Origin of the sequence: Streptomyces sp. F63 (assembly GCF_018070345.1) — a bacterium.
Taxonomy (GTDB): domain Bacteria; phylum Actinomycetota; class Actinomycetes; order Streptomycetales; family Streptomycetaceae; genus Streptomyces.
Map to the genome: position 1 here is coordinate 253,816 of NZ_JAGPXX010000002.1, position 24,034 is coordinate 277,849.

The window sequence follows — 24,034 nt, forward strand, 5'->3', positions numbered from 1 at the left end:
CGTCATCACCGGGAGGGCGGAGGACACATGACCGACCAGGGAACACTCGGCGTCGCCGTCATCGGCGCGGGGCGCATGGGCGCCGACCACATCCGGCGGCTGGACCGGACCGTCAGCGGCGCCCGGGTCGCCGCCGTCGTCGATGTCGACGCCGAGCGCGCCAAGCGGCTCGCCGACGGGATCGACGGCTGCGCCGCCCACACCGATCCGGCGGCCGCGCTGGTCTCCGAGGGCGTCGACGCGGTGCTGATCGCCTCCCCGGGGCCGGTGCACGAGGAGCAGGTGCTGCTGGCCCTGGAGCACGGCCTGCCGGTGCTCTGCGAGAAACCGCTGACCCCGGACGCCTCCTCCGCGCTACGGGTCCTGCGGGCCGAGAGCGCCCTCGGCCGGCGCCGGGTGCAGGTGGCCTTCATGCGCCGTTACGACAGCGAGTACGTACGGCTCAAGGCGCTGCTCGACACCGGCGAACTCGGGCGGCCGCGGATGCTGCACTGCCGGCACCGGAATGTCGCCAGCCCGCCCGGCTTCACCGAGCAGATGATGATCAGCGACTCGGTGGCGCACGAGATCGACGCGACCCGCTGGCTGCTCGGACAGGAGATCACCGCGGTGACCGTACTGCGTCCCGGCTCGGGCGGAGTGCACGAGCCGCACCTGGTGCTGTTCGAGACGGACGGCGGCGTGGTGGTCGATGTGGAGATCTTCGTCAACTGCGGTTTCGGCTACCAGGTGCAGTGCGAGGCCGTGTGCGAGGCAGGCAGCGCGCGGATCGGCGACGGGCACGCCATGGTGACCCATACCGCCGGCCGCTGGGGCGGGGAGATCGCCCAGGACTACGTGGTGCGCTTCGAGGACGCCTACGACCGCGAGGTGCAGCAGTGGGTGGACGCGAGCCGCCGCGGCGAGGTCACCGGCCCGAGTGCCTGGGACGGCTACGCGGTCGCAGCGGTCTGCGAGGCCGGGGTACGGGCGCAGTCCGGCGGAGGACGGCAGCCCGTCGCCCTCGCCGAACGGCCTGGGCTCTACCGCTGAGCCCCCGAGCCCTCCCGGGCGGGCCCGGTCCTCCCGGTCTCCTCCGCCCCGGCGGCTCCCTCGGCCCGGTCGGTTCCCGCATCCCCGCCGCTTCTCCCGGTCCTGTCCGCCCCTCCGGCCCCGGCGGCTCCCTCGGCCCGGTCGCCTTTCTCCTCCCCGGCGGCCGCCGCATCGGGGCCCGCCGTGGCGTCCCCCGCCGCCTTCCGCTCCGGGCGAGGGGCGCTCTCCCCCTCGCTCAGGCCGAAACGGGCGTGCAGTCGGCGCAGCGGGCGCGGAGCCCACCAGGTGGCCCTGCCGGTGAGCCCCATGACCGCCGGGACCAGCAGGGTGCGCACCACCATCGCGTCCATCAGCACGGCCAGGGCGATTCCGAAGCCGAGCATCTTGGTGTTGGTGACCCGGGAGGCTCCGATGGCGATCATCACCACGGCAAGGATCAGCGCCGCGGCGGTGATGAGCCCGCCGGTGCGGCTGAGGCCGAAGACCACCGCGTTCCGGTGGTCGCCGCTGCGGTCGTACTCCTCCTTGATCCGGGAGAGCAGGAAGACCCCGTAGTCCATGGAGAGGCCGAAGGCGACACAGAACATCAGCACGGGGAGTGTGGTCTCCATGTCACCCGTCGCGGTGAAGTCCAGCAGCCCGGAGAGATGCCCTTCCTGGAAGACCCATACCAGGGCACCGAACATCGCCGTCAGGCTGAGGGCGTTGAGCACCACGGCCTGGATCGGTATCAGCACACTCCCGGTGAGGAGGAAGACCAGCAGCAGCGTGGTGAGCACGATGATCGCCAGGGCCCACGGCAACCGGTCGGCTATGGCGTCCTTGGTGTCGACGAGGACGGCGGCGGTGCCGGTGACCGAGGCGTCGAACGGCGCCTTACCATTCTCGGCCCGCACCTCGCGCACCAGCTCCTGACTGGCGGTGTCCACCGCCTCGCCGCGCGGCAGCACGCTGATCTGGGCGGAGCTCCCGGCGGTGCGCGCCGCCTCGGCCGGGCCCGGCTCGCGGACCCTCTCCCCGCCGGCGTACTGCCCGGTGGGGCCGTCCACCCGCAGCACGTCGGGAAGCCGGGAGATCCGCGCGCTGTACGCGTCCAGCTCCCGGGCCGAGGGGCCGCCCTCGGCCAGCACCTCGACCGCCCCGCCGGGCGTGCCGGGGAAGCCGTTCCGCAGCTGGTCCTGTACAACGCGGGACTCGGCGGTGACGGGCAGCTGGCGGTCGTCGACCGTGCCGAACGTCGCCCCGGCGAAGGGGGCACCGAGCAGCACCAGGACGGCGGTGGTGCCGATCGCGAAGAACGGCGCCCGGCGCATCACCAGCCGGCCGGTACGCGCCCAGCCCTCGCCGGTCTCGGGTGCGGCCGGCCGGCCGCGGCGCAGCAGCCTGCGCAGGTCCAGGGCGTTCACCCGGTGGCCGAGCAGCACGAGCGCGGCGGGCAGCACGGAGAGGGCGGCCAGCGCGGCCAGCAGCACCACGGCGATACCGGCGTAGGCGAAGGAGCGCAGGAAGTACTGCGGGAAGACCAGCATCGCGGCCAGTGAGACGGCGACGGTGAGTGCGGAGAAGAGGACGGTGCGCCCGGCGGTGCGCAGGGTCCTGCCCATCGCGGGCCGGGGACCCGCGCCGCCGGCCAGCTCCTCCCGGTACCGCCGGACGATGAAGAGGGCGTAGTCGATGGCGAGTCCGAGACCCAGCGCCGTGGTGAGATTCTGCGCGAAGACGGAGACATCGGTGAGTTCGGTGAGCCCGCGCAGCACCGCGTTGGTGCCCAGGATCGCGACGACCCCGATGAGCAGCGGGAGCAGGGCGGCCACAGCGCTGCCGAAGACGATGATCAGCAGCACCAGGGTGACGGGCAGGGCGATGAGCTCCGCCCGGAGCAGGTCCTCCTGGACGGTGGTCTGCAGTTCGTTCTGCAGGGCGGCCCGGCCGCCGATCGACACCTCGACGGGGCCGTGCTCCCCGCGGAGTCCCGGAGCGATCCGCTCCAGGGTGCGATGGACGGCGTTCTCGTCGCCCTCGATCCGGGCGGTGATCAGAGCCTGCCGGCCGTCCTCGGCACGCAGCCCGGGCGAGCGGGTGGCCCAGTAGGAGGTGACGCCGGTGACGGACTTCTCCCCGCTCAGCCGCTCGGCGAGTTTCCGGCCCTCCGCGGCGACGGCCGGGGCGTCGACGGAGGCCCCGCCGCCGTCGACGAGCAGGAGCAGATTGGGCCCGGAGGCAGGGAAGCTCCGGTCGAGCGCCTCGGTGGCGGCGGTGGACTCGGCGTGCGGCGCCTCGAAGCCGCCGCTGCCCATCCGGTCCGCGACACCGCTCCCCGCGAACACGGCCAGGGCCGTGAAGAGAAGGGCGGCCAGCAGGGACAGCCTCGGCCTGGCCGTGACGAACCGGGTCCAGCCGCCGGTACGGCCGTTGTCAGCAGACATGAAGCAGGTGCCCCTTCCCCCCGATTGCCAATAGACTTGGCAAAGACGAGCGATCGCTCGCGTTCCCTAGAATGCGAGTGGGCGCTCGCATTTGTCAACCGCCGCCAGACAGGCAGAGAGTCCGGGGAAGACGCGCGTGTCCGAGAAGCAGCCGACGGCGCCGGGGGCAGCCGGCGAGGAGACCCCCGCCGGGCAGCGGCGCGACGGGGCCCGGCCCCCGGAGCGGCCCGGCACGGAGCGCCCGCCGGCCGCGGCCAGGCGACCGCGGCGCCGGCAGGCCCGCGGGGAGCGCCGCATCGAGCAGCTCCTGGAGGCGGCCGCCCGGGTCTTCTGCGACCACGGCTACAGCGGGGCCAGCACCAACGCCATCGCCCGCGAGGCGGGCGTCTCCCCGGGCACCCTCTACCAGTTCTTCCCGAACAAGGAGGCCATCGCCGTCGAGCTGGGCGGCCGCCTGCTGCACCGGATGCGCGAGGCCCACGGCCAGGTCTTCACCACGGAGAACGCCATGCTGCCGCTGCCCGAGGCCCTGGACCGGATCATCGACCCGCTGATCGGCTTCATCCGCCGCAACCCCGCCTCCCTCGCACTGATGCACGCCCCCGGACTGCCCCAGGACATCGCCGACGAGCACGAGGCCCTCGACGGCGCCTTCCGGGCCCGCACCGCCGAGCTGATCGCCCTGCGCGCCCCCGGCCTGCCCGCCGGACAGTGCGAACGCGCCGCCACCCTGGCCTTCACCTTCTTCACCGCGGGGATGGAGCTGGCCATGAGCCACGAGGGCGTGGAGCGCGAGGCCTACTTCGCCGAGCTGAAGGCCGCGCTGCACCGCTATCTCGCCCCGGTCGTCGGCGCGGGGGCGCCCGCCTCCCCCTGAGTGCCGACCTCCCCCTGAGAGCCCGCCGCCCCCTGAGCTCCGCCTCCCGTCGGCCACAGGAAACAGTTACCCCCTAGGGGTATAGGGTATGATGCCGGTGGAGCCCCCGGCGGGCATGGAAAGCGATCAACGATCACCCCTGCCGGCCTCCACCCCGCAGACGCCTACCCGAGGAGAAGACCATGAGCGCCACCGCCACGTACCGGGTGACCGGAATGACCTGCGGTCACTGCGAGGGAGCGGTGACCGAGGAACTGTCCGCGCTCGACGGCGTCAGCTCCGTCAAGGCCGTCGCCGCCACCGGCCTGGTCACCGTCACCTCCGAGGCCCCGCTGGACCACGAGGCCGTCCGCGCCGCCGTCGACGAGGCCGGTTACGAACTGGCCGGCCAGGCCTGACGGGCCCGGCCGCCCTTCCCTCGCCGGGCCGTGCCCCTCCGCCACCGCGGTCCCCGCACGGCCCGGCCCTCCCTCCCGGAGACCTTCATGACCAGCACGGCTCACCAGACCCCGCCGGAAGCCCCCGAGGAGCCCCGGCAGCGGGTCGAACTCTCCATCGGCGGTATGACCTGCGCCTCCTGCGCGGCCCGGGTCGAGAAGAAGCTCAACCGCATGGACGGCGTCTCCGCCACGGTGAACTACGCCACCGAGAAGGCGCGGATCGAGTTCGCCGACGGCATCGTCGTCGGCGACCTCATCGCCACCGTCGAGAAGACCGGCTACACCGCCGAGCGCAAGCCGGAGCCGCCCCCCGCGCCGGAGCCCTCGCTGCCCGCGGCCGCGAGCGGGCCCGCCGCGTCCCCCGGCGGCCCGCCCGCCCCGGCCGGCGGCGCGGCGGACCGGCACCGCGCCGAGCTCGAAACCCTGCACGAGCGCCTGCTCGTCTCCCTCGTCCTGTCGGTTCCCGTGGTGCTGATGGCGATGGTGCCCGCCCTCCAGTTCGACAACTGGCAGTGGCTGTCGCTCACCCTCGCCGCTCCCGTCATCGTGTGGGGCGCGCTCCCCTTCCACCGCGCCGCCTGGACGAACCTGCGGCACGGCGCCGCCACCATGGACACCCTGGTGTCCATCGGCACCCTGGCCGCCTTCGGCTGGTCGCTGTGGGCGCTGTTCCTGGGCGACGCCGGGATGCACGGGATGCGGCACGAGTTCAGCCTCGCCGTCTCCCGCTCGGACGCCTCCTCCGCCATCTATCTCGAAGTGGCCGCCGGGGTGACGACCTTCATCCTGCTCGGCCGCTATCTGGAGGCGCGTTCCAAGCGCAGCGCGGGTGCGGCCCTGCGGGCCCTGCTGGAGCTCGGCGCCAAGGAAGTGGCCGTGCTCCACCCGGACGGGCGGGAGGAGCTGATGGCGGCCGACCGGCTCACGGTCGGCACCCGCTTCGTGGTCCGCCCGGGCGAGAAGATCGCCACCGACGGTCTCGTGGTGGAGGGCAGTTCCGCCGTGGACGCCTCCATGCTCACCGGCGAGTCGGTTCCGGTGGACGTGACGGCCGGCGACACCGTGACCGGGGCGACGGTCAACGCGGGCGGCCGGCTGGTCGTGGAGGCGACCCGGGTCGGCGCCGACACCCAGTTGTCCCGGATGGCGGCACTGGTCGAGGAGGCGCAGAGCGGCAAGGCCGAGGTGCAGCGGCTCGCCGACCGGATCTCCGCCGTCTTCGTACCGGTCGTCATCCTGATCGCGCTCGGCACCCTGGCCGCCTGGCTCCTCGCGGGCGGCGGCGCCACCGCCGCCTTCACGGCCGCCGTCGCCGTACTGATCATCGCCTGCCCGTGCGCGCTGGGCCTGGCCACCCCGACGGCCCTGCTGGTCGGTACGGGGCGCGGCGCCCAGCTCGGCATCCTGATCAAGGGACCGGAGGTGCTGGAGTCCACCCGGCGGGTGGACACCGTGGTCCTCGACAAGACCGGCACCGTCACCACCGGGCGGATGACGCTGCACGAGGCCGTCCCGGCCGACGGCGTGACCGAGGAGGAACTGCTGCGCCTGGCCGGCGCGGTGGAGAACGCCTCGGAGCACCCGATCGCGCGGGCCGTGGCCGCCGGAGCCGTCGAGCGGGCCGGCACCCTGCCCGCCGTGACGGACTTCGAGAACGTTCCCGGCCTCGGTGTCCGCGGACGGGTCGGCGGCCGCGCCGTGCTCGTCGGCCGGGAGCCGCTGCCGGGCCGCGGCGGGGACGGGGACGGCGCGCTCCCGGCGTCCCTCGCCGCGGCGAGGGACGCCGCCGGGGCCGCGGGGCGCACGGCCGTCACGGTCACCGTGGACGGCCGGCCGGCCGGGGTGCTGACGGTCGCGGACACCGTCAAGGACAGCAGCGCCGGGGCCGTCGCGGAGCTGCGCGCCCTGGGGCTCACTCCCGTCCTGCTGACCGGCGACCACCCGGCGGTGGCCGAGGCCGTGGCCCGCGCCGTCGGCATCGACGAGGTGATCGCCGGGGTGCTGCCGCAGGACAAGGTGGCGGTCGTGCGGCGGCTCCGGGAAGAGGGCCGGACGGTCGCCATGGTCGGTGACGGGGTCAATGACGCGGCGGCACTGGCGACCGCGGATCTGGGGCTGGCGATGGGCACGGGCACCGACGCGGCCATCGAGGCCGCCGATCTGACTCTGGTCCGCGGGGATCCGCGGGTGGCGGCGGACGCGATCCGGCTCTCGCGCCGGACCCTGCGCACCATCAAGGGCAATCTCTTCTGGGCCTTCGGCTACAACGTGGCGGCGCTGCCGCTCGCCGCGGCCGGACTCCTCAGCCCGATGATCGCCGGGGCCGCGATGGCCTTCTCGTCCGTTTTCGTCGTCACCAACAGCCTGAGATTGCGTTCCTTCACAGCATCACCAGAAGCTGCATGAGACTCTCACCCCGGCGTCCGGATCTCCTTATCGGAGCCCTTGCCCTCATTGGCCCCTTATGGCATGAGACCCAGATCACATTCTTCGGGGGTAACCATTGAGGCGGGTCGTGAGTCTAACCGTGCGATGCAACACCTCCGGCGGGGTGCGGCATCCGCCTGGCGGACCCGTCTTGGGGGACGGATCCCGTCGTGCGTGGCCGGGGCGCGTGCCCGGGGAGCTTTGAGCGGCCCTCCCGTACGTGCTCGTCCCGGCAGGCACCAACCGGCCCCGGCCGGACAACCGAAGACAACCAGAGACCATCGAACAGAGCAGCACGAGCCGAAGCTTCCGGCCGCGGGATCCCGCGGCGGGCAGACCCCCGGCCGGATCCCGTGGGGGGAATCCGATCCGGGATTGGAGAGCGCTTCGCCGGCCGACCCGTGGGGGGATCGGCCGCGGGGCGCTCTCCACCTTTTCCGGGGCCGGTCAGCACTCCGGAGCACACCGCCGGCCGCCGGGCCCTCCCCGCGGCCCCCGCGCGCACGACCGGGGGCCGCCCCGCGACGGCTGCGGGCGGCCCCCGGTCCGGAACCCCCGGGACGCCCCGGGTCCGGTCGAACGGTCAAGCGGTAAAGCGGTAACCGCGGTCAGCGCTTCTCCAGCGGAACGAAGTCCCGTTCCACGACGCCCGTGTAGATCTGGCGCGGGCGGCCGATCCGGGACCCCGGCTCCTTGATCATCTCGTGCCACTGGGCGATCCAGCCGGGCAGCCGGCCGAGCGCGAAGAGCACGGTGAACATCTCGGTCGGGAAGCCCATGGCCCGGTAGATCAGACCGGTGTAGAAGTCCACGTTGGGGTAGAGCTTGCGCTCGACGAAGTAGTCGTCGGCCAGCGCGTGCTCCTCCAGCTTGAGCGCGATGTCCAGCAGCTCGTCGGACTTGCCGAGGGAGGCGAGCACATCGTGGGCCGCGGCCTTGATGATCTTCGCCCGGGGGTCGAAGTTCTTGTAGACACGGTGTCCGAAGCCCATGAGCTTCACACCGTCTTCCTTGTTCTTCACCTTGCGGATGAAGGTGTCGACATCGTTGCCGGAGTCCCGGATCCCCTCCAGCATCTCCAGCACCGACTGGTTGGCCCCGCCGTGCAGCGGACCCCACAGCGCGCAGATGCCCGCCGAGATCGAGGCGAACATGTTGGCCTGCGAGGAGCCGACGAGGCGCACCGTCGAGGTCGAGCAGTTCTGCTCGTGGTCGGCGTGCAGGATCAGCAGCTTCTCCAGCGCGCTGACCATGACCGGGTTCAGCTCGTACTCGGCGGCCGGCACGGAGAAGGTCATCCGCAGGAAGTTCTCGACGTAGCCGAGATCGTTGCGCGGGTAGACGACCGGGTGGCCGATCGACTTCTTGTACGCGTACGCGGCGATCGTGGGCAGCTTGGCCAGCAGCCGGATCGTCGAGAGATGGCGCTGCTCCGGATGGAACGGGTTGTGGCTGTCCTGGTAGAACGTGGACAGCGCGCTGACCACGGAGGACAGCATCGCCATCGGGTGCGCGTCGCGCGGGAAGCCGTCGTAGAAGCGTTTGACGTCCTCGTGCAGCAGCGTGTGCTGGGTGATCTCGTTCTGGAAGCCGGCGAGCTGGTCGGCCGTCGGGAGTTCACCGTTGATCAGCAGATACGCGGTCTCGAGGAAGGTGCTGTGCTCGGCGAGCTGCTCGATCGGGTAACCGCGGTAGCGCAGGATGCCCTGCTCACCGTCGAGATAGGTGATCGCCGACTGATACGCCGCGGTGTTGCCGTAACCGCTGTCCAGGGTCACCAGACCGGTTTGGTTGCGGAGCTTCGCGATGTCGAAGCCCTTGTTACCGACAGTGCTGTCGGCAATGGGGAACCGGTATTCGCCGTCCCCGTACCGCAGTACTACTGAGTTGTCGCTCACGTCATCCCTCACCGACGTTGTGCCTCTTCTTCGAGGTGCCCTGACTGCCTCTACCTTCCCCCATATGGCCAGAAGCCGTGCACTCGGGGTCGGCCGTCAGGCCTATTGGTGGCACGGCGTGCCGCGTGCGGGCCCATCCTGCTCCTCCCGGCACGACCGCGAAAGGCGGTGTCCAGGATTCAGATCGCGCCACTGAGCCGGTGGTCCAGAGCCGTGCAGCGCCGGCCGGCCGAGACGGTGCGGACCGCCTGGCCCAGGGCCCGCCGGGAACCGACCAGTACCACCAGTTTCTTGGCCCGGGTGACCGCCGTATAGAGCAGATTGCGCTGGAGCATCATCCAGGCGCTGGTGGTCACCGGGATCACCACGGCCGGGTACTCGCTGCCCTGCGAGCGGTGGATCGTCACGGCGTAGGCGTGCGCCAGCTCGTCGAGCTCGTCGAAGTCGTAGGGGATGTCCTCGTCCTCGTCGGTGCGGACGGTGAGCCGCTGGTCGTCCTGGCTGAGTGAGGTGACCACGCCGACCGTGCCGTTGAAGACGCCGTTCTCCCCCTTCTCGTAGTTGTTGCGGATCTGGGTGACCTTGTCGCCGACCCGGAAGATCCGGCCGCCGAAGCGCCGCTCCGGCAGATCGGGCCGGGCCGGGGTGACGGCCTGCTGGAGCAGGCCGTTGAGCGTGCCCGCCCCCGCCGGGCCCCGGTGCATGGGGGTGAGCACCTGGACGTCCCGGCGCGGGTCCAGCCCGAACTTCGCGGGGATGCGCCGCGCCACCACATCGACGGTGAGGCGGCCGGCCTCCTCCGCATCCTCCTCGGGGAAGAGGAAGAAGTCGGGCAGGCCCTGCGTGACCGGCGGAACGCCGGAGTTGATGCGGTGCGCGTTGGTCACCACCCCCGACTGCTGCGCCTGGCGGAAGATCCGGGTGAGCCGTACCGCGGGCACCGGGCTGCCGGGGGCGAGCAGATCCCGCAGCACCTCCCCCGCCCCCACCGAGGGCAGCTGGTCCACATCGCCCACCATCAGCAGGTGGGCGCCCGGCGGGACCGCCTTGACCAGTTTGTTGGCCAACAGCAGATCCAGCATCGAGGCCTCGTCGACGACGACCAGATCGGCGTCCAGCGGCCGGTCCCGGTCGTAGGCGGCGTCCCCGCCCGGCTTCAGTTCCAGCAGCCGGTGCACCGTGGAGGCCTCGGCGCCCGTCAGCTCCGACAGCCGCTTCGCCGCCCGGCCGGTCGGCGCCGCCAGCACCACCTTCGCCCGCTTCGCCCGGGCCAGCTCCACCACGGAGCGCACGGTGAAGGACTTGCCGCAGCCGGGCCCGCCGGTCAGCACCGCGACCTTCTCCGTCAGCGCCAGCCGCACCGCCTGCTCCTGCTCGGGGGCGAGCTCCGCCCCCGTCCGCTCCCCCAGCCAGGCCAGCGCCTTCCGCCAGTCGACGCCGCGGAAGGCCGGCATCCGGTCCTCCCCGGTGCGCAGCAGCCGCAGCACCTGGCCGGCCAGGGAGATCTCGGCCCGGTGGAACGGCACCAGATAGACCGCCGACACCGGCTGCCCGTCCTCCGGCCCCGGCACGGTCTGCCGGACGACGCCCTCCGCCTCGCCCGCCAGCTCCCCCAGGCAGTCGATGACCAGCCCGGTGTCCACCTGGAGCAGTTTCACCGCGTCCGAGATGAGCTGTTCCTCGGGGAGGTAGCAGTGGCCCTGGTCGGAGGACTGCGACAGGGCGTACTGGAGCCCGGCCTTGACGCGGTCCGGGCTGTCGTGCGGTATCCCGACCGCCTGGGCGATGCGGTCGGCGGTGAGGAAGCCGATGCCCCAGACATCGGCCGCGAGCCGGTAGGGCTGGTTGCGCACCACGGAGATCGAGGCGTCGCCGTACTTCTTGTAGATCCGTACGGCGATGGAGGTGGAGACCCCGACGCCCTGGAGGAAGACCATCACCTCCTTGATCGCCTTCTGCTCCTCCCAGGCGGCGCCGATCAGCTTGGTGCGCTTGGGGCCCAGCCCCGGCACCTCGATCAGGCGCCCCGGCTCCTTCTCGATGACGTCGAGGGTGTCGATCCCGAAGTGGTCGACGATCCGCTCGGCGATCCGCGGCCCGATCCCCTTGATCAGCCCGGAGCCCAGATAGCGGCGGATGCCCTGAACGGTGGCGGGGAGCACGGTGGTGTAGTTCTCGACGGTGAACTGCTTGCCGTACTGCGGGTGGGAGCCCCAGCGGCCCTCCATGCGCAGTGACTCGCCGGGCTGCGCGCCGAGCAGCGAACCGACGACCGTCAGCAGATCGCCGGCGCCGCGCCCGGTGTCGACCCGGGCGACCGTGTAGCCGTTCTCCTCGTTCGCGTAGGTGATCCGCTCCAGGACCCCCTCGACCACCGACAGCTGTGCCATGCCGTGACGGTACCGCCGACCTCCGACACGGCGGACGGCCTGTGGACAACCGGGACCACTCCGCCGGACGCGTCCGGACGGCGCGGAACGGGCCCGTTCCCGGCGACTTGCCCCCAACGGCCCCCGGAATCGGTCAAGCTGACCGTACCGACGAACCGACGGACCGGCAGAACGCAGCCGTCCCACCCGCCCGGGCGGCCTCCGGCAGAGGGGGAGACAACGCATGCATGGCTACGACCTGCTGGTCGTGGGCTCGGCCAACGCCGATCTCGTGATCGGAGTCGACCGGCGCCCGGCGGCGGGGGAGACGGTGCTCGGCTCCGACCTGGCCGTCCACCCCGGTGGCAAGGGCGCCAACCAGGCCGTCGCCGCCGCGCGCCTCGGAGCGCGCACCGCCCTGCTGGCCCGGGTCGGCGGCGACGCGTACGGGCGGTTGCTGCTCGATGCGCAGCGGGCGGCGGGCGTCGACACGGTGGGGGTCCTCGTCGGCGGGGAACCGACGGGGGTCGCGGTCATCACGGTGGACGGAGCGGGCGACAACAGCATCATTGTCTCCCCGGGCGCCAACGCCCGTCTGGGTCCGGGGGACATCCGGGCGGCCGGCAGCCTGCTGGCCTCGGCCCGGGTCGTCTCGGCGCAACTGGAGATCCCCATGGCGGCCGTGGCGGAGGCGGTGCGCTCGCGCGCCCCGGGCGCCCGGCTGGTGCTCAACGCCTCACCTCCCGCGCAGATGCCGCCGCAGGTCCTCGCCGCCTGCGATCCCCTCGTCGTCAATGAGCACGAGGCGCTGGCCCTGCTCTCCGGCCACCCGTCCGCCGAGGCGGACGAGCCGGCCGTCTGGGCCTCCGCGCTGCTCTCCCGCGGGCCGCGTTCGGTGGTGGTCACCCTGGGCCCGGCCGGCGCGCTGGCCGCCGACCGGCACGGCGTGGTGACGGTGCCCGCGCCGCGGGTGCCGGTGGTGGACACCACCGGGGCGGGCGACGCGTTCACGGGGGCCCTGGCCTGGCGGCTCGGTAGGGGCGACGGGCTGGAGACGGCCGTGCGGTACGCGGTCCGGGTCGGCTCCGCCGCCTGCACCCGCGCCGGGGCGCAGAGTTCCTTCCCGCGGGCCGCGGATCTGGCCGTACTGCCCGAGGCGCCGCGGGGTGCCGCACCCCCGGACGCCCCGCCGCCGTACGAGGGGTGACGGGCGAGAGGTGACGGGCGAGAGGTGACGGCCCGGGCCGGAAAGGCCGGTGAACCATATCGAGGGTGCCCGGTCGACGGACCGGGCACCCTCGGATCCCCCCCACGACGGTCCCCCCTGCAAATCCCCCCAGATCTCCCCCCGGGAAGCCCGACACCGAGTACGACAGCCCGGGCCCGGAAAGGGTTGCACAGCTTTTCATAGCTATTCCCCCCTTCTTCCGGCGCCGGTCCCCGCGCCCGCTGTGAGCTGCCCGTATGCCCGTGGTCGCGGCCGGACGTACCGTGGAGGACATGATGTTTCTCCGGAAGATCACCGATCCCGTGGCCCGGGCCGTCTCCAAGAAGACCGGCATTCCCGCCTCCCGGGTCACCCGCGCCCTCAACACCGGGATCCCCGTAGCGGCGGCGGCACTCGCCCGGCGGCGGGGCAGGCGGCGCTAGCGCTGTGACCGGGACGGCGAGCCGGTGAACCTTCCCGGTCACGGCACTAGCGACTCCGGCTCCCGGTACCGGCGTCCGCGGCCGGCCCCGGTCTCCCGGGTGCGGCCGGGTGCCGGGAAAGGGTCCGGACGGAGGCCGGGACGGTCACGGGCCGGGGGCCGCCCGCCAGTTCGAGCAACGCCCAGACGCACTTGCCGACGCCCTCGCGGGGCCGAATGCCCCAGTCGTACGACAGCGCCGCCACCAGGGCCAGTCCCCGGCCGCCCTCCGCGTCCGCCCCCGCCTGCGCGGGAACGGGCAGCCGGTCGCTCGCGTCCGAGACCTCCAGCCGCAGCAGTCGTCCGGTCAGCTCGAAGCGCGCCTCGATCTCCCGTCCGTGCGGCACGCGCGCGTGCCGCACGGCGTTGGTCATCAGTTCGGAGATCAGCAGTTCCGCGCTGTCCGCCGCGTCCCCTTTCACGCCCCAGGCCGACAACTGGGTCCGCAAGGCGGCGCGGGCCCGCCCCACACTGCGGGGGTGGCGCGGGAAACGGTTCTCTACGCCGCCGGTCCGGTCGCTTGTCTCCGTCATGCAGGTGGCACCTTTCCGAATACCGTCGCTCTGCGCGATCAGTTCGCTACCTGCTGTACCCAGCGAGCGCCCGGAAGATCCCTCCGGACGGCTGTGTCGCCCCGGGCGGAGGTTGACGAGCCGTCATAAACGGCCACCCGGACCGGCCTCGGGCCCACGCCCGCACGGGGCGCCGGCCCGGCCCTACCCCACCAGCCGGCGATAGCGCTCCGCGGTCTCCGCCAGCACCTCCGCGCCGTCGCGCGCCCACAGCGCCGGGTTGAAGATCTCCACCTCCACGGGACCGCCGTAGCCCGCCGCGTCCACCCGTGCGCGAAATCCGCGGAGATCGACACAGCCGTCGCCGAGTTGGCCCCGGCCGAGCAGCGCGCCCTCGGGCAGGGGCGTCACCCAGTCGGCGAGCTGAAAGGCGGCGATGCGGCCCGACGCGCCCGCGCGGTCGATCAGTTCGGGCACGGTGTCGTCCCACCACAGGTGGTACGTGTCCACCACGACGCCCATCCGGTCGGCGGGGAAGCGCTCGGCCAGGTCGAGCGCCTGGGCCAGGGTGGAGACCACGCACCGGTCCGAGGCGAACATGGGGTGCAGGGGTTCGATGGCCGGCCGCACCCCGCGTTCGGCGGCGTAGGGCACCAGTTCGGCCAGCGCGTCGGCGATCCGTTCCCGCGCCGCGCGCAGATCACGGTTCCCCTCCGGCAGTCCGCCGCACACCAGGACGAGGGTGCCGGTGCCCAGGGCGGCGGCCTCGTCCACGGCGGCGCGGTTGTCGGCGAGCGCCGCGGCCCGTTCCGCCGGGTCGGTGGCGGTGAGGAAGCCGCCCCGGCAGAGGCTGCTGACCGTCAGGCCCGCCTCGCGCATGAGCCGCGCCGCGCGCTCCACTCCGTACGCCCGCACCGGCGCGCGCCACAGCCCCACGCTCCGTACGCCCGCCTCGGCGCACCCCGCGGCCAGTTCGGGGAGCGACCACTGGCGGATGGTCTCCTGGTTGAGGCTGAAGCGGTCCAGGCCGTTCACGGGGCGACTCCGTGGAGGGTGAGGAGAGTGCGCATCCGGTGCTCCGCCAGCTCCGGGTCCGGGAACAGGCCGAGCCCGTCCGCCAGTTCGTAGGCCCGGGCCAGGTGCGGCAGCGAGCGGGCCGACTGGAGGCCGCCGACCATGGTGAAGTGCGCCTGGTGGCCCGCGAGCCAGGCCAGCAGGACCACACCGGTCTTGTAGTGGCGGGTCGGAGCGGTGAAGAGGTGGCGGGAGAGCGGGACGGTGGGGTCGAGGAGAGCGCGGAAACCGGCGGTGTCCCCGGTGTCCAGGACGCGCACCGCCTCGGCGGCGAGCGGGGCGAGGGGGTCGAAGACGCCCAGCAGCGCGTGGCTGAAGCCGTGTCCGTCACCGGCGATGAGTCCGGGGTAGTGGAAGTCGTCGCCGGTGTAGCAGCGGACGCCGTCCGGCAGCCGCCGGCGCAGGGCGGTCTCGCGGCCGGCGTCCAGCAGGGACACCTTCACCCCGTCCACCTTGTCCGGATGGGCGGCGATCACGTCGAGGAAGGTGTCCGTCGCGGTGTCGAGGTCCGCGCTGCCCCAGTAACCCTCCAGCGCCGGGTCGAACATGGGGCCGAGCCAGTGCAGGATGACCGGCTCCCGGGCCTGCCGCAGCAGCTGCCCGTAGAGCTCCAGGTAGTCCTCCGGGCCGCGGGCGGCGGCGGCCAGGGCGCGGGACGCCATCAGCACGGCTCCCGCGCCCGATGCCTCGACCACCGCGAGCTGTTCCTCGTATGCGGCGCGCACGGCGGCCGGGCCGGCACCGGGCGCGGTGAGCTGGTCGGTGCCCGCGCCGCAGACGATCCGGCCGCCCGCGGCCCGCGCCTCGGCGGCGGAGCGGCGGATCAGCTCGGCGGCGCGCGGCCAGTCCAGGCCCATGCCGCGCTGTGCGGTGTCCATGGCCTCGGCGACCCCGAGGCCGTGCGACCAGAGGTGGCGCCGGAAGGCGAGGGTGGCCTCCCAGTCGACGGCCGCCGGGCCGTCCGGCGCGGTGTCCGCGAAGGGGTCGGCGACGACGTGCGCGGCGGCGTGGACGATACGGGACCGCGGGGCGCCCTGCGGGCTCCGCGCGCCCCGCGCGTGCACGGCCGGGGCGGGCTCGCGGCGCGGCTCGTACGCCCGGAGCGCGCCCCCGGCGGCGGGCAGGCGGAGGGTCACAGCGTCAGCTCCGGCACGTCGAGGCGGCGGCCCTGGGCAGCCGACCGCAGGCCGAGTTCGGCGAGCTGCACCCCGCGCGCCCCGGCGAGGAGGTCCCAGCTCCAGGGCTCGTCCAGCACCACATGGCGCAGGAACAGCTCCCACTGGGTCCTGAAGCCGTTGCCGAACTCCTCGTTGTCCGGCACCTCCTGCCACTGCGCCCGGAAGGGCTCGGCCGCCGGCAGATCGGGGTTCCACACGGGCTTCGGGGTGGCCGACCGGTGCTGCGCGCGGCAGCCGCGCAGCCCGGCGACGGCCGAGCCCTCCGTGCCGTCGACCTGGAACTCGACCAGTTCGTCGCGGTGAACGCGCACCGCCCAGGAGGAGTTGATCTGCGCGACGGCGCCGCCGGCCAGGCGGAAGATGCCGTAGGCGGCGTCGTCGGCCGTCGCCTCGTAGGGCTTGCCGCGCTCGTCCCAGCGGCGCGGGATGTGCGTGACCACCTCGGCCTGCACACTGCGCACCGGCCCGAACAGCTCGTGCAGCACGTACTCCCAGTGCGGGAACATGTCCATGACGATTCCGCCCCCGTCCTGCACGCGGTAGTTCCAGGAGGGGCGCTGCGCGGGCTGCCAGTCGCCCTCGAACACCCAGTAGCCGAACTCGCCCCGGACCGAGAGGATCTCGCCGAAGAATCCGCCGTCGGCCAGCCGCTTCAGCTTGCGCAGGCCGGGGAGGAAGATCTTGTCCTGGACGACGCCGTGCTTGACCCCGGCGTCCCGCGCGAGCCGTGCCAGCTCCAGGGCCCCGCCGAGGTCCCCGGCGGCCGGCTTCTCGCAGTAGACGTGCTTGCCGGCGGCGATCGCCTTCCGTACGGCCGCCTCGCGGGCGGAGGTGAGCTGCGCGTCGAAGTAGACGTCGGTGGCCGGGTCGGCGAGGACGCCGTCGAGGTCGGTGGTCCAGTGCTCCAGGCCGTGCCGCTCGGCGATGGCCCGCAGAGCGTGCTCGCGGCGGCCGACGAGCACGGGTTCCGGCCAGATGACCGTCCCGTCGTCCAGTTCCAGGCCGCCCTGCTCGCGGAGAGCGAGCACCGAGCGCAGCAGGTGCTGCCGGTAGCCCATCCGGCCGGTCACCCCGTTCATGGCGATGCGTACCGTCGTGCGTGTCACTCGACCGTCCTCTCTCCCGCCCCTGCCCCACCGCCCCGCGCGGCCCGCCCCTGTGCGGCGTCATCCTGCACGGGAGCGACAGCAAGCGCTTACTACGCCTGACGCTAACCGGCCCGCACGGCCTCCCACAAGACAGCCGACCGGCACGGCCACCGCGATCGGACACCTGTTCCCCATCAGCGGGACTTCGGCGGCCTCCCCGCGCCCGCTCACCAGTCCAGCGCCGCCAGGTGCTCCTCGACGCGGCCCCGGCCCCACGCCCCGTCGGCGATCAGCAGCCGGTAGCGGTAGCCGAAGCTCTCCCCCGGCGGCAGGGTGAACTCCTCGAAGAATGCCCAGGAGAAGGCGACGCTCGGGGCCGGCTCGGAGCGGACGAACCAGTGCGAGGCGTGGATCGCCCGGTCGTTCTCCGGCGCGTGCGCGAAGACCAGCGTGCTGTGCGCGTCGACGGCGTCGTGCTCGCCGGTGAAGGCCAGCCAGGGCGCGGCGGTGCCCATCATGGCGGCGGCCCCGGCCTCCCCTCGGCCGCCGCGACCGTCCGGGCCGAGCACGTCACCGCCGGTGAGGTCCCGCGGGCCGCGCCAGTGCAGACCGGTGTAGCCCGCCATGTCCCGGCCGGCCGTGGTCGGCGAACCGAACTCCAGGGGTGCCGTGCGGATATTGGTGAGCCGGGTCGACCAGTCGAGCGCCCAGCAGCCCGCGGCCGGGTCGGCGGAGTGCGCGGCGACGGTCCGCGATTCCCGCGCCCACTCCTCTCCCCCGTGCGCGACCCAGGTCAGCCGCTCGGTGAAGGACATCCGGCCGCCGTCCGCCCCGACGCGGTCGAAGCCGTCGTGCCGCATGGACCCGACCCGCTCGGGGATGCGCCGGTAACCGCGGCCCCGGAGGTAGGAGTTGCCACCCCAGAAGTTCTGGTGGGAGAGATGGCTGGCCGTCATCTGGAGGCCCTTGTGCCAGCGGTGGTCGTTGGGCCGGTAGCCGGTGACGGCGCGCCCGGCGAGGGTGCGCAGCGGGTGGACGTACGGTTTGGGCGACTCGTACGGCTCGGGGTCGGGGCGGTAGACGTAGGCCATCAGTTCGACGCCACCGCAGGCGACGGAGATCCGTTCGCCGTGGACGTGCGTCACGGTGAGGGGCGCGCTCATCGTTCTCCGAGGGGTGTGACGCCGGGGCGACCGGCGGGGCTGCGGACGGAAGCGACGGAAAGACGCTCGGGAAAGCATCTGAGAAAGCGCTTTCCGCAGAAGGGACCCTAGGCAGAGCGCACAGCGGTGGACAAGACTGCGGGCGGCAGCCCACCGGCCCGGTGCTCCGCGGCACGCGCGGGTGAGAACATGCCCGGGGGGATCGAACGGAAGGTCCCGCACCGTCCGGCGGCGACACGGAGGAACAGATGGCAGTGACTCTGGCGGATGTGGCGGCGCACGCCAAGGTCTCCTCGGCCACGGTCTCCAGAGTGCTCAGCGGCAACTACCCGGTCTCCGAGGCCACCCGGGCACGGGTGCTGCGGGCGGTGAACGAGCTGGACTACGTGGTGAACGGGCCGGCCAGCGCCCTCGCCGCGGCCACCTCCGACCTGGTCGGCATCCTCGTCAACGACATCGCCGACCCCTTCTTCGGGATCATCGCCGGGGCCGTGCAGTCGGAGATCGCCGGTCTCCCCGGGGCCGGGGGGAAGCTCGCCGTCGTGTGCAACACCGGCGGCTCCCCGGAACGGGAGCTCACGTATCTCACGCTGCTCCAGCGCCAGCGGGCCGCCGCCGTGGTCGTCACCGGCGGCGCCGCCGAGGGCGCGGACCACACCGCCGCCGTGGCGGCCAAGCTCGGACGGCTGACCGCCGCGGGCACCCGCGTCGTCCTCTGCGGCCGGCCGCCGCTGCCGCACAGCGGGGACGGAGAGCCGGCCGTGACCACCCTGGCCTTCGACAACCGGGGCGGCGCCCAGCGGCTGACCGAACACCTGCTCGCCCTGGGCCACCGCCGCATCGGCTACGTGACCGGGCCACCGGACCGGACGACCACCCGGCACCGGCTGGAGGGCCACCGCGCCGCCCTCGCCGCCGCCGGACTCACCGAGGGATCGGAGCGGCTGACCGTGCACGGGTCCTTCGACCGCGCCTCCGGCTACGACGCCACCCTCGAACTGCTGCGCAGGGAGCCGGATATGACGGCCGTCGTGGCCGCGAACGACACCATCGCCCTCGGAGCCTTCGCCGCGCTGCGCGACCGGGGACTGCGGATCCCCGAGGACGTCTCCGTGGCCGGCTTCGACGACCTCCCCTTCAGCGCGGACGCCGTGCCCGCGCTGACGACCGTACGCCTGCCGCTCCAGGACGCCGGGGCCCGCGCGGGGCGGCTGGCGATGGACCGCGAGACGGCCCCGCCCGGCGGTGTGGCCACCGTCCGGGCCGAGCTCATGGCCCGGGCCTCGACCGCCCCGCCGCGCTGACCGGGCCGGACCGGCGCCCTGGGCGGTGCGGGTCCGGGCGCCCCTCGGCTCCGTGAGGTGCGGGCCTCCGGCCGGGGCGGCCGGCCGCCCTCCCGGCCGCGCGCGCCGTCGCCCCGGCCGCGCACGCGTCCCGTACCGGTCCGTACCGGTCCGTCCCGTGCCGTACTACCCGGCCGGCGGGCGGTCCGACCGCCGCGCGGTCCCTCGGCCGGGGCCCGCGACGGTCCCGTACGGGCCCCTTCGGCATGTCCGCGCCGACTTTGGGCACTCGGCTGGTGTCCGTGCGAACCCGGCAGGGTGGCGGTACGGACGCAGACGGCCCGCCGGCACCGCCCCACGCGGCACCGGCGGGGACCCACCCGACCGACACACCCCAGGAGCCCTCCCGTGCGACTCGCCTTCTCGACCCTCGGTGTCCCCGGCATGGAGATCCCCGAGGTGGCGCGGCTCGCCGCGGACAACGGCTTCCATGGCGTGGAACTGCGCGTCCACCCCGACGAGCCGGTGCACCCCGGAGTGGGCGCCGACGTCCGCAAGGAGGTCGTGCGCCGCTTCCAGGACGCCGGGGTGCGCGTGCTGAGCGCCGCCGGCTACAGCCGCGTCGCGGCGCCCGGTGACGACGAGACGGTCGTCGACGAACTGCACGGTCTGCTCGCCCTCGCGCACGACCTGGGTGCCCCCTACGTACGGGTGTTCCCCGGTGGGGTGGACCAGCCCACGACGGAGGAGGCCGACGCGGCCGCCGCCCGCCGGCTCGGGGCCGCCGCCCCGCGCGCCGCCGACCTGGGCGTCAGCCTCCTCCTGGAGACCCACGACTCGCACCGCCGGGGCGCCGACGCGGCGCGTGTGCTGGGCCTGGTCGGGCATGCGTCCGTCGGCGCGGTCTGGGACGTGATGCACCCCTGGCTGGCCGGCGAGGACCCGGAGACGACGTACGCCGTGCTCGCCCCGCACCTCCGTTACGTCCAGGTCAAGGACATCGCGTCGGTCGAGGACACCAGCCCGCTGCCGCTCGGCGCGGGCGCGCTGCCCCTCGCCGAGTGCGTGGACCTGCTCACCCGGCAGGACTCGGCGGAGACCCGTCCGGACGCGGGCGAGGGCTGGCTGTGCTGGGAGTACGAGAAGCGCTGGTACCCGCGGGCTCCGGACCTGCCGGGGCTGCTGGCGCCGGCCCGCGATCACCTGCTGGGGCTGCTGACCCAGTCCGCCTGAGGAGACCGCCGCTCCGGCCGCCGCGGCTCCGGCCGCCACTCCGCCGATCCGGCCCGGCGCGCCCGCCGAACGAGGTGACGGCCAGTCCGCCGACCAGCAGCACAGCGGCACACCACCGCAGCGCGCTGACGTCCTCGTCGAGCAGCAGTGCCGCGGAGGACATCCCGAAGACCGGCACCAGCAGGGAGAACGGGGCGACGGACGAGGCGGGATACCGGCGGAGCAGGAAGCCCCGGGCCCCGAAACCGAACACGGTGGCGCACCAGGCGACGTAGAGGATCGCCCCGGCGCCGCGGTCCTCGCCGCGCGCGTGCCGCGACCCGTACGGGCCCATGGGGCGCACGGCCCATTGACTGGCGGAAACTTTCCGGATATCCGTTGACAGCTGGAAGTTTCCTTCACCTGTCGTGCCGTCAGTCCGCCGGACCGTCAGCCGTCCCACCCTTCTGCCCGCCCGCTCCGGCACCGGCCCCGTCCCGCCTCTCGCACCGGCCGCTCTCCCGGGCACGCCCCCGCCGGCCACCGGGGACCGCGGCGGCCACGGGCCTTCCCGCACCGGCACCCCACCTCCGTACGGAAGGAGCGCACCGTGCACCACTCCCCGTCCCGCCGCACCCTGCTCACCGCCGCCGCCGTGGCGGCGGCACTCACCGCCACCGGCGCCGGCGAGGTCTCCGCCGCCGGCCCGGCCGGCGAAGCCGCCCGCCGGCCGGGGCACCACCCGGTCGACCGGACGAGACTCCGCCGCCTCATCTCCGGGATGAGCCTGCGGGAGAAGGTCGGCCAGCTGTTCGTCATGCGGGTCCACGGGCACTCCGCGACCGACCCGGACCCGGCCGACGCCGCCGCCAACCGCAAGGAGATCGGGGTCTCCACCGCGGCCGAACTGATCTCCGAGTACCACGTCGGCGGCATCATCTACTTCGCCTGGGCGCACAACGTCCGCGACCCGCACCAGATCGCCCGCCTCTCCAACGGCATCCAGCGCGCCGGCCTCGCCCAGCCCACCCCGGTCCCCCTGCTCATCTCCACCGACCAGGAACACGGCCTCGTGGCCCGCGTGGGCGCACCCGCCACGCTGCTGCCCGGCGCGATGGCGCTGGGCGCGGACGGCTCGCGCGAGGACGCCCGGAAGGCCGCGTTCATCTCCGGTTCGGAACTGGCCGCCATGGGCATCCGCCAGGACTACGCGCCGGTCGCCGACGTCAACGTCAACCCGGCCAACCCGGTCATCGGCGTACGGTCCTTCGGCGCCGATCCGGAGGCCGTCGCCCGGCTGGTCGCCGCCCAGGTGAGGGGCTACCAGAGCGCCTGCGTCGCGGCCACCGCCAAGCACTTCCCGGGCCACGGCGACACCCACACGGACAGTCACACCGGCCTGCCGGTCATCACCCACAGCGAGGAGGAGTGGCAGCGGCTCGACGCGCCGCCGTTCCGCGCCGCCATCGCCGCCGGCGTCGACTCGATCATGACGGCGCACCTGGTCGTCCCCGCCCTCGACCCGGCGGAGGACCCGGCGACCCTCTCCCGTCCGATCCTCACCGGCATCCTGCGGGAGCGCCTCGGCTACGACGGGGTGGTGGTGACCGATGCCCTCGACATGGCGGGCGTCCGGCAGAAGTACGGCGACGACCGGGTGCCGGTGCTCGCCCTCCAGGCCGGAGCCGACCAGCTCCTCAACCCGCCGGACTTCCGGCTCGCCTACAACGCCGTGCTGGCGGCCGTGGAGAGCGGCGACATCAGCGAGGAGCGCGTCGACACCTCGCTGCTGCGCATCCTGGAGCTCAAGCAGCGCCGCGGCCTGTTCGACCGGCCCTACGTGACCTCCTCGGGCGTCGACCGCACCGTCGGCATCCCGCCCCACCAGCGGGCGGCGCAGCGGATCGCCGACCGCACCACCACGCTGCTCCTCAACCGGCGGACCGGCGGCCGCCGCACCCTGCCCCTCGACCCCCGCAGGAGGAACGACCTGCTGGTGGTGGGCGCCGACCCGTCCGCCCCTTCCGGCACCGGCGGGCCGCCCACCGCCGTCCTCGCCCGGACCCTCGACGGGCTGGGCTTCTCCGCCACCGCCCTCTCCACCGGCATCACGCCCACCCGCGAGCTGATCGACCGGGCCGTGGCCGCCGCGGCCGGCCGGGACGCCGTGGTGGTGGCCACGTACAACGTGACCGCCGCGTCCCCGCAGCGCACCCTGGTCTCCGAACTCGTGGCGACCGGCGTGCCCGTCGTCCAGCTGGCCATCCGCAACCCGTACGACATCGCCCGGCTCGACGGGGTCGCGGCCTCCCTGGCGAGCTATTCCTGGACGGACGGGGAGATGCGCGCCGCCGCCCGGGTGATCGCCGGCCGGGTCGATCCCACCGGGCGGCTGCCCGTGCCGGTCACCGCCGCGGACGACCCGGACCGGGTGCTGTACCCCATCGGCCACGGCTTGTCGTACTGATCCCGGCGCCAGCCGGGGCACATTCCCGGGCAAGACCTCGTAAAAGCCCCGCTCCCGCCGGGAGTGTGCCCGTCCCCGCGGGCCACACCCGGCGGACGGGGGATGATGAGCCCATGCGCGCGAGACGACAGAGCGGGACACCGGCGGCGGCACGGACGGCGCGAGGGACGCGCCGTGCCGCGGCGGGTGTCCTGCTCGCCCTTCCGCTCGTCCTCGCCGCCGCCTGCGGGCAGCCGGACCCCTCCGGCGGCGGCCGCACCGCCGGCCCCGGGGACGGGGCCGGGGCCGGCCCGAGCCCGTCCCTGCTGAACGTGGTCTTCCTGGCCGAGGGCGAGTGCAGCACCCGCGGCCGTCAGTCCTTCGACGAGGTGCCGTGCGGCAGCGAGCGCGCCGTGGCCAAGGTGCTGCTCCGCTTCCACGGCGGGACCGAGGACGGGCCGGTCTGCCCGGCCCGTACGGACTTCCTGCTGCACATCACCGAGCGCCCGGACGGCGTCGGCGATACCGGCGACGGCGGCTCCGATGCCCGGCGCGGCTACGCCTGCATGCGCAACCTGGAGCCGCCGCACCCCGGCGACCCGGGCGGCGGTGGCGGCCCGCGCACGATCGCGGGCGACTGCGTCCGGCTGACCCGGAAGAACGAGGTCCGGGAGGTCTCCTGTGCCGAATCCGCCGTGCCCGCACCGGAGTTCAAGGTAATCAAGGCGGTCGCCAAGCGCTCCGCCTGCCCCACGTCCACGGACCTGTACGTCCGGCTGGGCGGCGACAAGCCCACCGGCTGCGCCCGGCGTCTCTGAGCCCCGGGCGGGAGATTCCCGTCCCGGCGGGCCCCGGGCGGGCGCCGCCGTCAGCCCGGCGCCCACCCGTGCCGTACGGCCGCTCCGTGGACCGCGGTGCCGT

Annotated in this window: 18 protein-coding genes and 1 pseudogene; 10 read left to right on the top strand and 9 right to left on the bottom strand. The window is 73.8% G+C overall.

From position 1 onward, the window contains the following. Window positions 1-27: 27 nt before the first annotated feature. Window positions 28-1,032, top strand: a complete 1,005-nt coding sequence (locus tag KBZ10_RS03195; RefSeq protein ID WP_210985913.1) for a Gfo/Idh/MocA family protein — start codon at window positions 28-30, stop codon at window positions 1,030-1,032. On the opposite strand, the gene KBZ10_RS03200 is transcribed toward KBZ10_RS03195, so the two are convergent. Beyond that, the gene (locus KBZ10_RS03200; RefSeq protein ID WP_210985914.1) at window positions 1,023-3,458 is read right to left on the bottom strand and encodes an MMPL family transporter; all 2,436 of its coding nucleotides are present in this window, start codon (window positions 3,456-3,458) and stop codon (window positions 1,023-1,025) included. The two genes, KBZ10_RS03195 and KBZ10_RS03200, sit on opposite strands and share 10 nt — an antisense overlap. Window positions 3,459-3,594: 136 nt before the next feature. Between KBZ10_RS03200 and KBZ10_RS03205 the strand changes: the two genes are divergently transcribed. The 3 genes from KBZ10_RS03205 (at window position 3,595) to KBZ10_RS03215 (ending at window position 7,181) form a co-directional block, all read left to right on the top strand. Next, entirely contained in the window at window positions 3,595-4,335 is a 741-nt protein-coding gene (locus KBZ10_RS03205; RefSeq protein ID WP_210985915.1) for a TetR/AcrR family transcriptional regulator, read from the top strand. 182 nt (window positions 4,336-4,517) lie between these two features. Continuing rightward, a complete protein-coding gene (locus tag KBZ10_RS03210; RefSeq protein WP_210985916.1) occupies window positions 4,518-4,733 on the top strand; it encodes a heavy-metal-associated domain-containing protein in 216 nt (71 codons plus the stop codon). 87 nt (window positions 4,734-4,820) lie between these two features. Further along, complete coding sequence (locus KBZ10_RS03215) at window positions 4,821-7,181, top strand: cation-translocating P-type ATPase (protein WP_210985917.1); 2,361 nt, start codon at window positions 4,821-4,823, stop codon at window positions 7,179-7,181. A gap of 629 nt (window positions 7,182-7,810) precedes the next feature. Here KBZ10_RS03215 and KBZ10_RS03220 read toward each other — a convergent pair. Together KBZ10_RS03220 and KBZ10_RS03225 are read right to left on the bottom strand one after the other, a co-directional pair. Next, window positions 7,811-9,100, bottom strand: coding sequence for a citrate synthase (locus tag KBZ10_RS03220; RefSeq protein WP_210985918.1), 1,290 nt, complete (start codon window positions 9,098-9,100; stop codon window positions 7,811-7,813). A 179-nt stretch (window positions 9,101-9,279) separates the two neighbouring features. Continuing rightward, complete coding sequence (locus tag KBZ10_RS03225) at window positions 9,280-11,490, bottom strand: ATP-dependent RecD-like DNA helicase (protein WP_210985919.1); 2,211 nt, start codon at window positions 11,488-11,490, stop codon at window positions 9,280-9,282. A gap of 223 nt (window positions 11,491-11,713) precedes the next feature. On the opposite strand from KBZ10_RS03225, the gene KBZ10_RS03230 reads away from it, so the two are divergent. Together KBZ10_RS03230 and KBZ10_RS03235 are read left to right on the top strand one after the other, a co-directional pair. Continuing rightward, window positions 11,714-12,676, top strand: a complete 963-nt coding sequence (locus tag KBZ10_RS03230; protein ID WP_210985920.1) for a ribokinase — start codon at window positions 11,714-11,716, stop codon at window positions 12,674-12,676. A 293-nt stretch (window positions 12,677-12,969) separates the two neighbouring features. Then, window positions 12,970-13,119: a hypothetical protein gene (locus KBZ10_RS03235; protein WP_210985921.1), complete on the top strand. Its 150-nt coding sequence runs from the start codon at window positions 12,970-12,972 to the stop codon at window positions 13,117-13,119. Between the two features lie 46 nt (window positions 13,120-13,165). Here the strand turns inward: KBZ10_RS03235 and KBZ10_RS03240 are convergent, their stop codons facing one another. The 5 genes from KBZ10_RS03240 to KBZ10_RS03260 form a co-directional block, all read right to left on the bottom strand. Next, a complete protein-coding gene (locus KBZ10_RS03240) occupies window positions 13,166-13,690 on the bottom strand; it encodes an ATP-binding protein (protein ID WP_210985922.1) in 525 nt (174 codons plus the stop codon). A 183-nt stretch (window positions 13,691-13,873) separates the two neighbouring features. Next, a complete protein-coding gene (locus KBZ10_RS03245) occupies window positions 13,874-14,704 on the bottom strand; it encodes a sugar phosphate isomerase/epimerase (RefSeq protein ID WP_210985923.1) in 831 nt (276 codons plus the stop codon). Further along, on the bottom strand, window positions 14,701-15,879 hold the full coding sequence (locus tag KBZ10_RS03250; protein WP_210985924.1) for a dihydrodipicolinate synthase family protein: 1,179 nt from the start codon (window positions 15,877-15,879) through the stop codon (window positions 14,701-14,703). The genes KBZ10_RS03245 and KBZ10_RS03250 overlap by 4 nt, the downstream gene beginning before the upstream one ends. Then, window positions 15,876-17,027 (bottom strand): Gfo/Idh/MocA family protein, encoded by a 1,152-nt coding sequence (locus KBZ10_RS03255; protein WP_210985925.1) that lies wholly within the window; start codon window positions 17,025-17,027, stop codon window positions 15,876-15,878. The genes KBZ10_RS03250 and KBZ10_RS03255 overlap by 4 nt, the downstream gene beginning before the upstream one ends. Before the next feature lie 209 nt (window positions 17,028-17,236). Continuing rightward, the gene (locus tag KBZ10_RS03260; RefSeq protein WP_210985926.1) at window positions 17,237-18,172 is read right to left on the bottom strand and encodes a PmoA family protein; all 936 of its coding nucleotides are present in this window, start codon (window positions 18,170-18,172) and stop codon (window positions 17,237-17,239) included. Between the two features lie 248 nt (window positions 18,173-18,420). Here KBZ10_RS03260 and KBZ10_RS03265 point away from each other — a divergent pair, with 248 nt between their 5' ends. Both KBZ10_RS03265 and KBZ10_RS29095 read left to right on the top strand, forming a co-directional pair. After that, on the top strand, window positions 18,421-19,476 hold the full coding sequence (locus tag KBZ10_RS03265) for a LacI family DNA-binding transcriptional regulator (RefSeq protein ID WP_210985927.1): 1,056 nt from the start codon (window positions 18,421-18,423) through the stop codon (window positions 19,474-19,476). A gap of 387 nt (window positions 19,477-19,863) precedes the next feature. Further along, the gene (locus tag KBZ10_RS29095; RefSeq protein ID WP_307847165.1) at window positions 19,864-20,688 is read left to right on the top strand and encodes a sugar phosphate isomerase/epimerase family protein; all 825 of its coding nucleotides are present in this window, start codon (window positions 19,864-19,866) and stop codon (window positions 20,686-20,688) included. A gap of 61 nt (window positions 20,689-20,749) precedes the next feature. On the opposite strand, the pseudogene KBZ10_RS29100 reads toward KBZ10_RS29095, so the two are convergent. Next, window positions 20,750-20,980: pseudogene (locus KBZ10_RS29100) on the bottom strand (EamA family transporter); the annotation flags it as partial. A 297-nt stretch (window positions 20,981-21,277) separates the two neighbouring features. Here KBZ10_RS29100 and KBZ10_RS03275 point away from each other — a divergent pair. After that, window positions 21,278-23,134, top strand: coding sequence for a glycoside hydrolase family 3 protein (locus KBZ10_RS03275; RefSeq protein ID WP_210985928.1), 1,857 nt, complete (start codon window positions 21,278-21,280; stop codon window positions 23,132-23,134). A 113-nt stretch (window positions 23,135-23,247) separates the two neighbouring features. Next, window positions 23,248-23,931 (top strand): hypothetical protein, encoded by a 684-nt coding sequence (locus KBZ10_RS03280; protein WP_210985929.1) that lies wholly within the window; start codon window positions 23,248-23,250, stop codon window positions 23,929-23,931. Window positions 23,932-24,034: the final 103 nt, after the last annotated feature.

Excerpts from the sequence above, each read along its gene's own strand:
- KBZ10_RS03240 (WP_210985922.1), bottom strand. The coding sequence starts at position 13,690 with ATGACGGAGACAAGCGACCGGACCGGCGGCGTAGAGAACCGTTTCCCG.
- KBZ10_RS03195 (WP_210985913.1), top strand. The coding sequence starts at position 28 with ATGACCGACCAGGGAACACTCGGCGTCGCCGTCATCGGCGCGGGGCGC.
- KBZ10_RS03265 (WP_210985927.1), top strand. The coding sequence starts at position 18,421 with ATGGCAGTGACTCTGGCGGATGTGGCGGCGCACGCCAAGGTCTCCTCG.
- KBZ10_RS03200 (WP_210985914.1), bottom strand. The coding sequence starts at position 3,458 with ATGTCTGCTGACAACGGCCGTACCGGCGGCTGGACCCGGTTCGTCACG.
- KBZ10_RS03235 (WP_210985921.1), top strand. The coding sequence starts at position 12,970 with ATGATGTTTCTCCGGAAGATCACCGATCCCGTGGCCCGGGCCGTCTCC.
- KBZ10_RS03215 (WP_210985917.1), top strand. The coding sequence starts at position 4,821 with ATGACCAGCACGGCTCACCAGACCCCGCCGGAAGCCCCCGAGGAGCCC.
- KBZ10_RS03225 (WP_210985919.1), bottom strand. The coding sequence starts at position 11,490 with ATGGCACAGCTGTCGGTGGTCGAGGGGGTCCTGGAGCGGATCACCTAC.
- KBZ10_RS03280 (WP_210985929.1), top strand. The coding sequence starts at position 23,248 with ATGCGCGCGAGACGACAGAGCGGGACACCGGCGGCGGCACGGACGGCG.
- KBZ10_RS03230 (WP_210985920.1), top strand. The coding sequence starts at position 11,714 with ATGCATGGCTACGACCTGCTGGTCGTGGGCTCGGCCAACGCCGATCTC.
- KBZ10_RS03260 (WP_210985926.1), bottom strand. The coding sequence starts at position 18,172 with ATGAGCGCGCCCCTCACCGTGACGCACGTCCACGGCGAACGGATCTCC.
- KBZ10_RS03210 (WP_210985916.1), top strand. The coding sequence starts at position 4,518 with ATGAGCGCCACCGCCACGTACCGGGTGACCGGAATGACCTGCGGTCAC.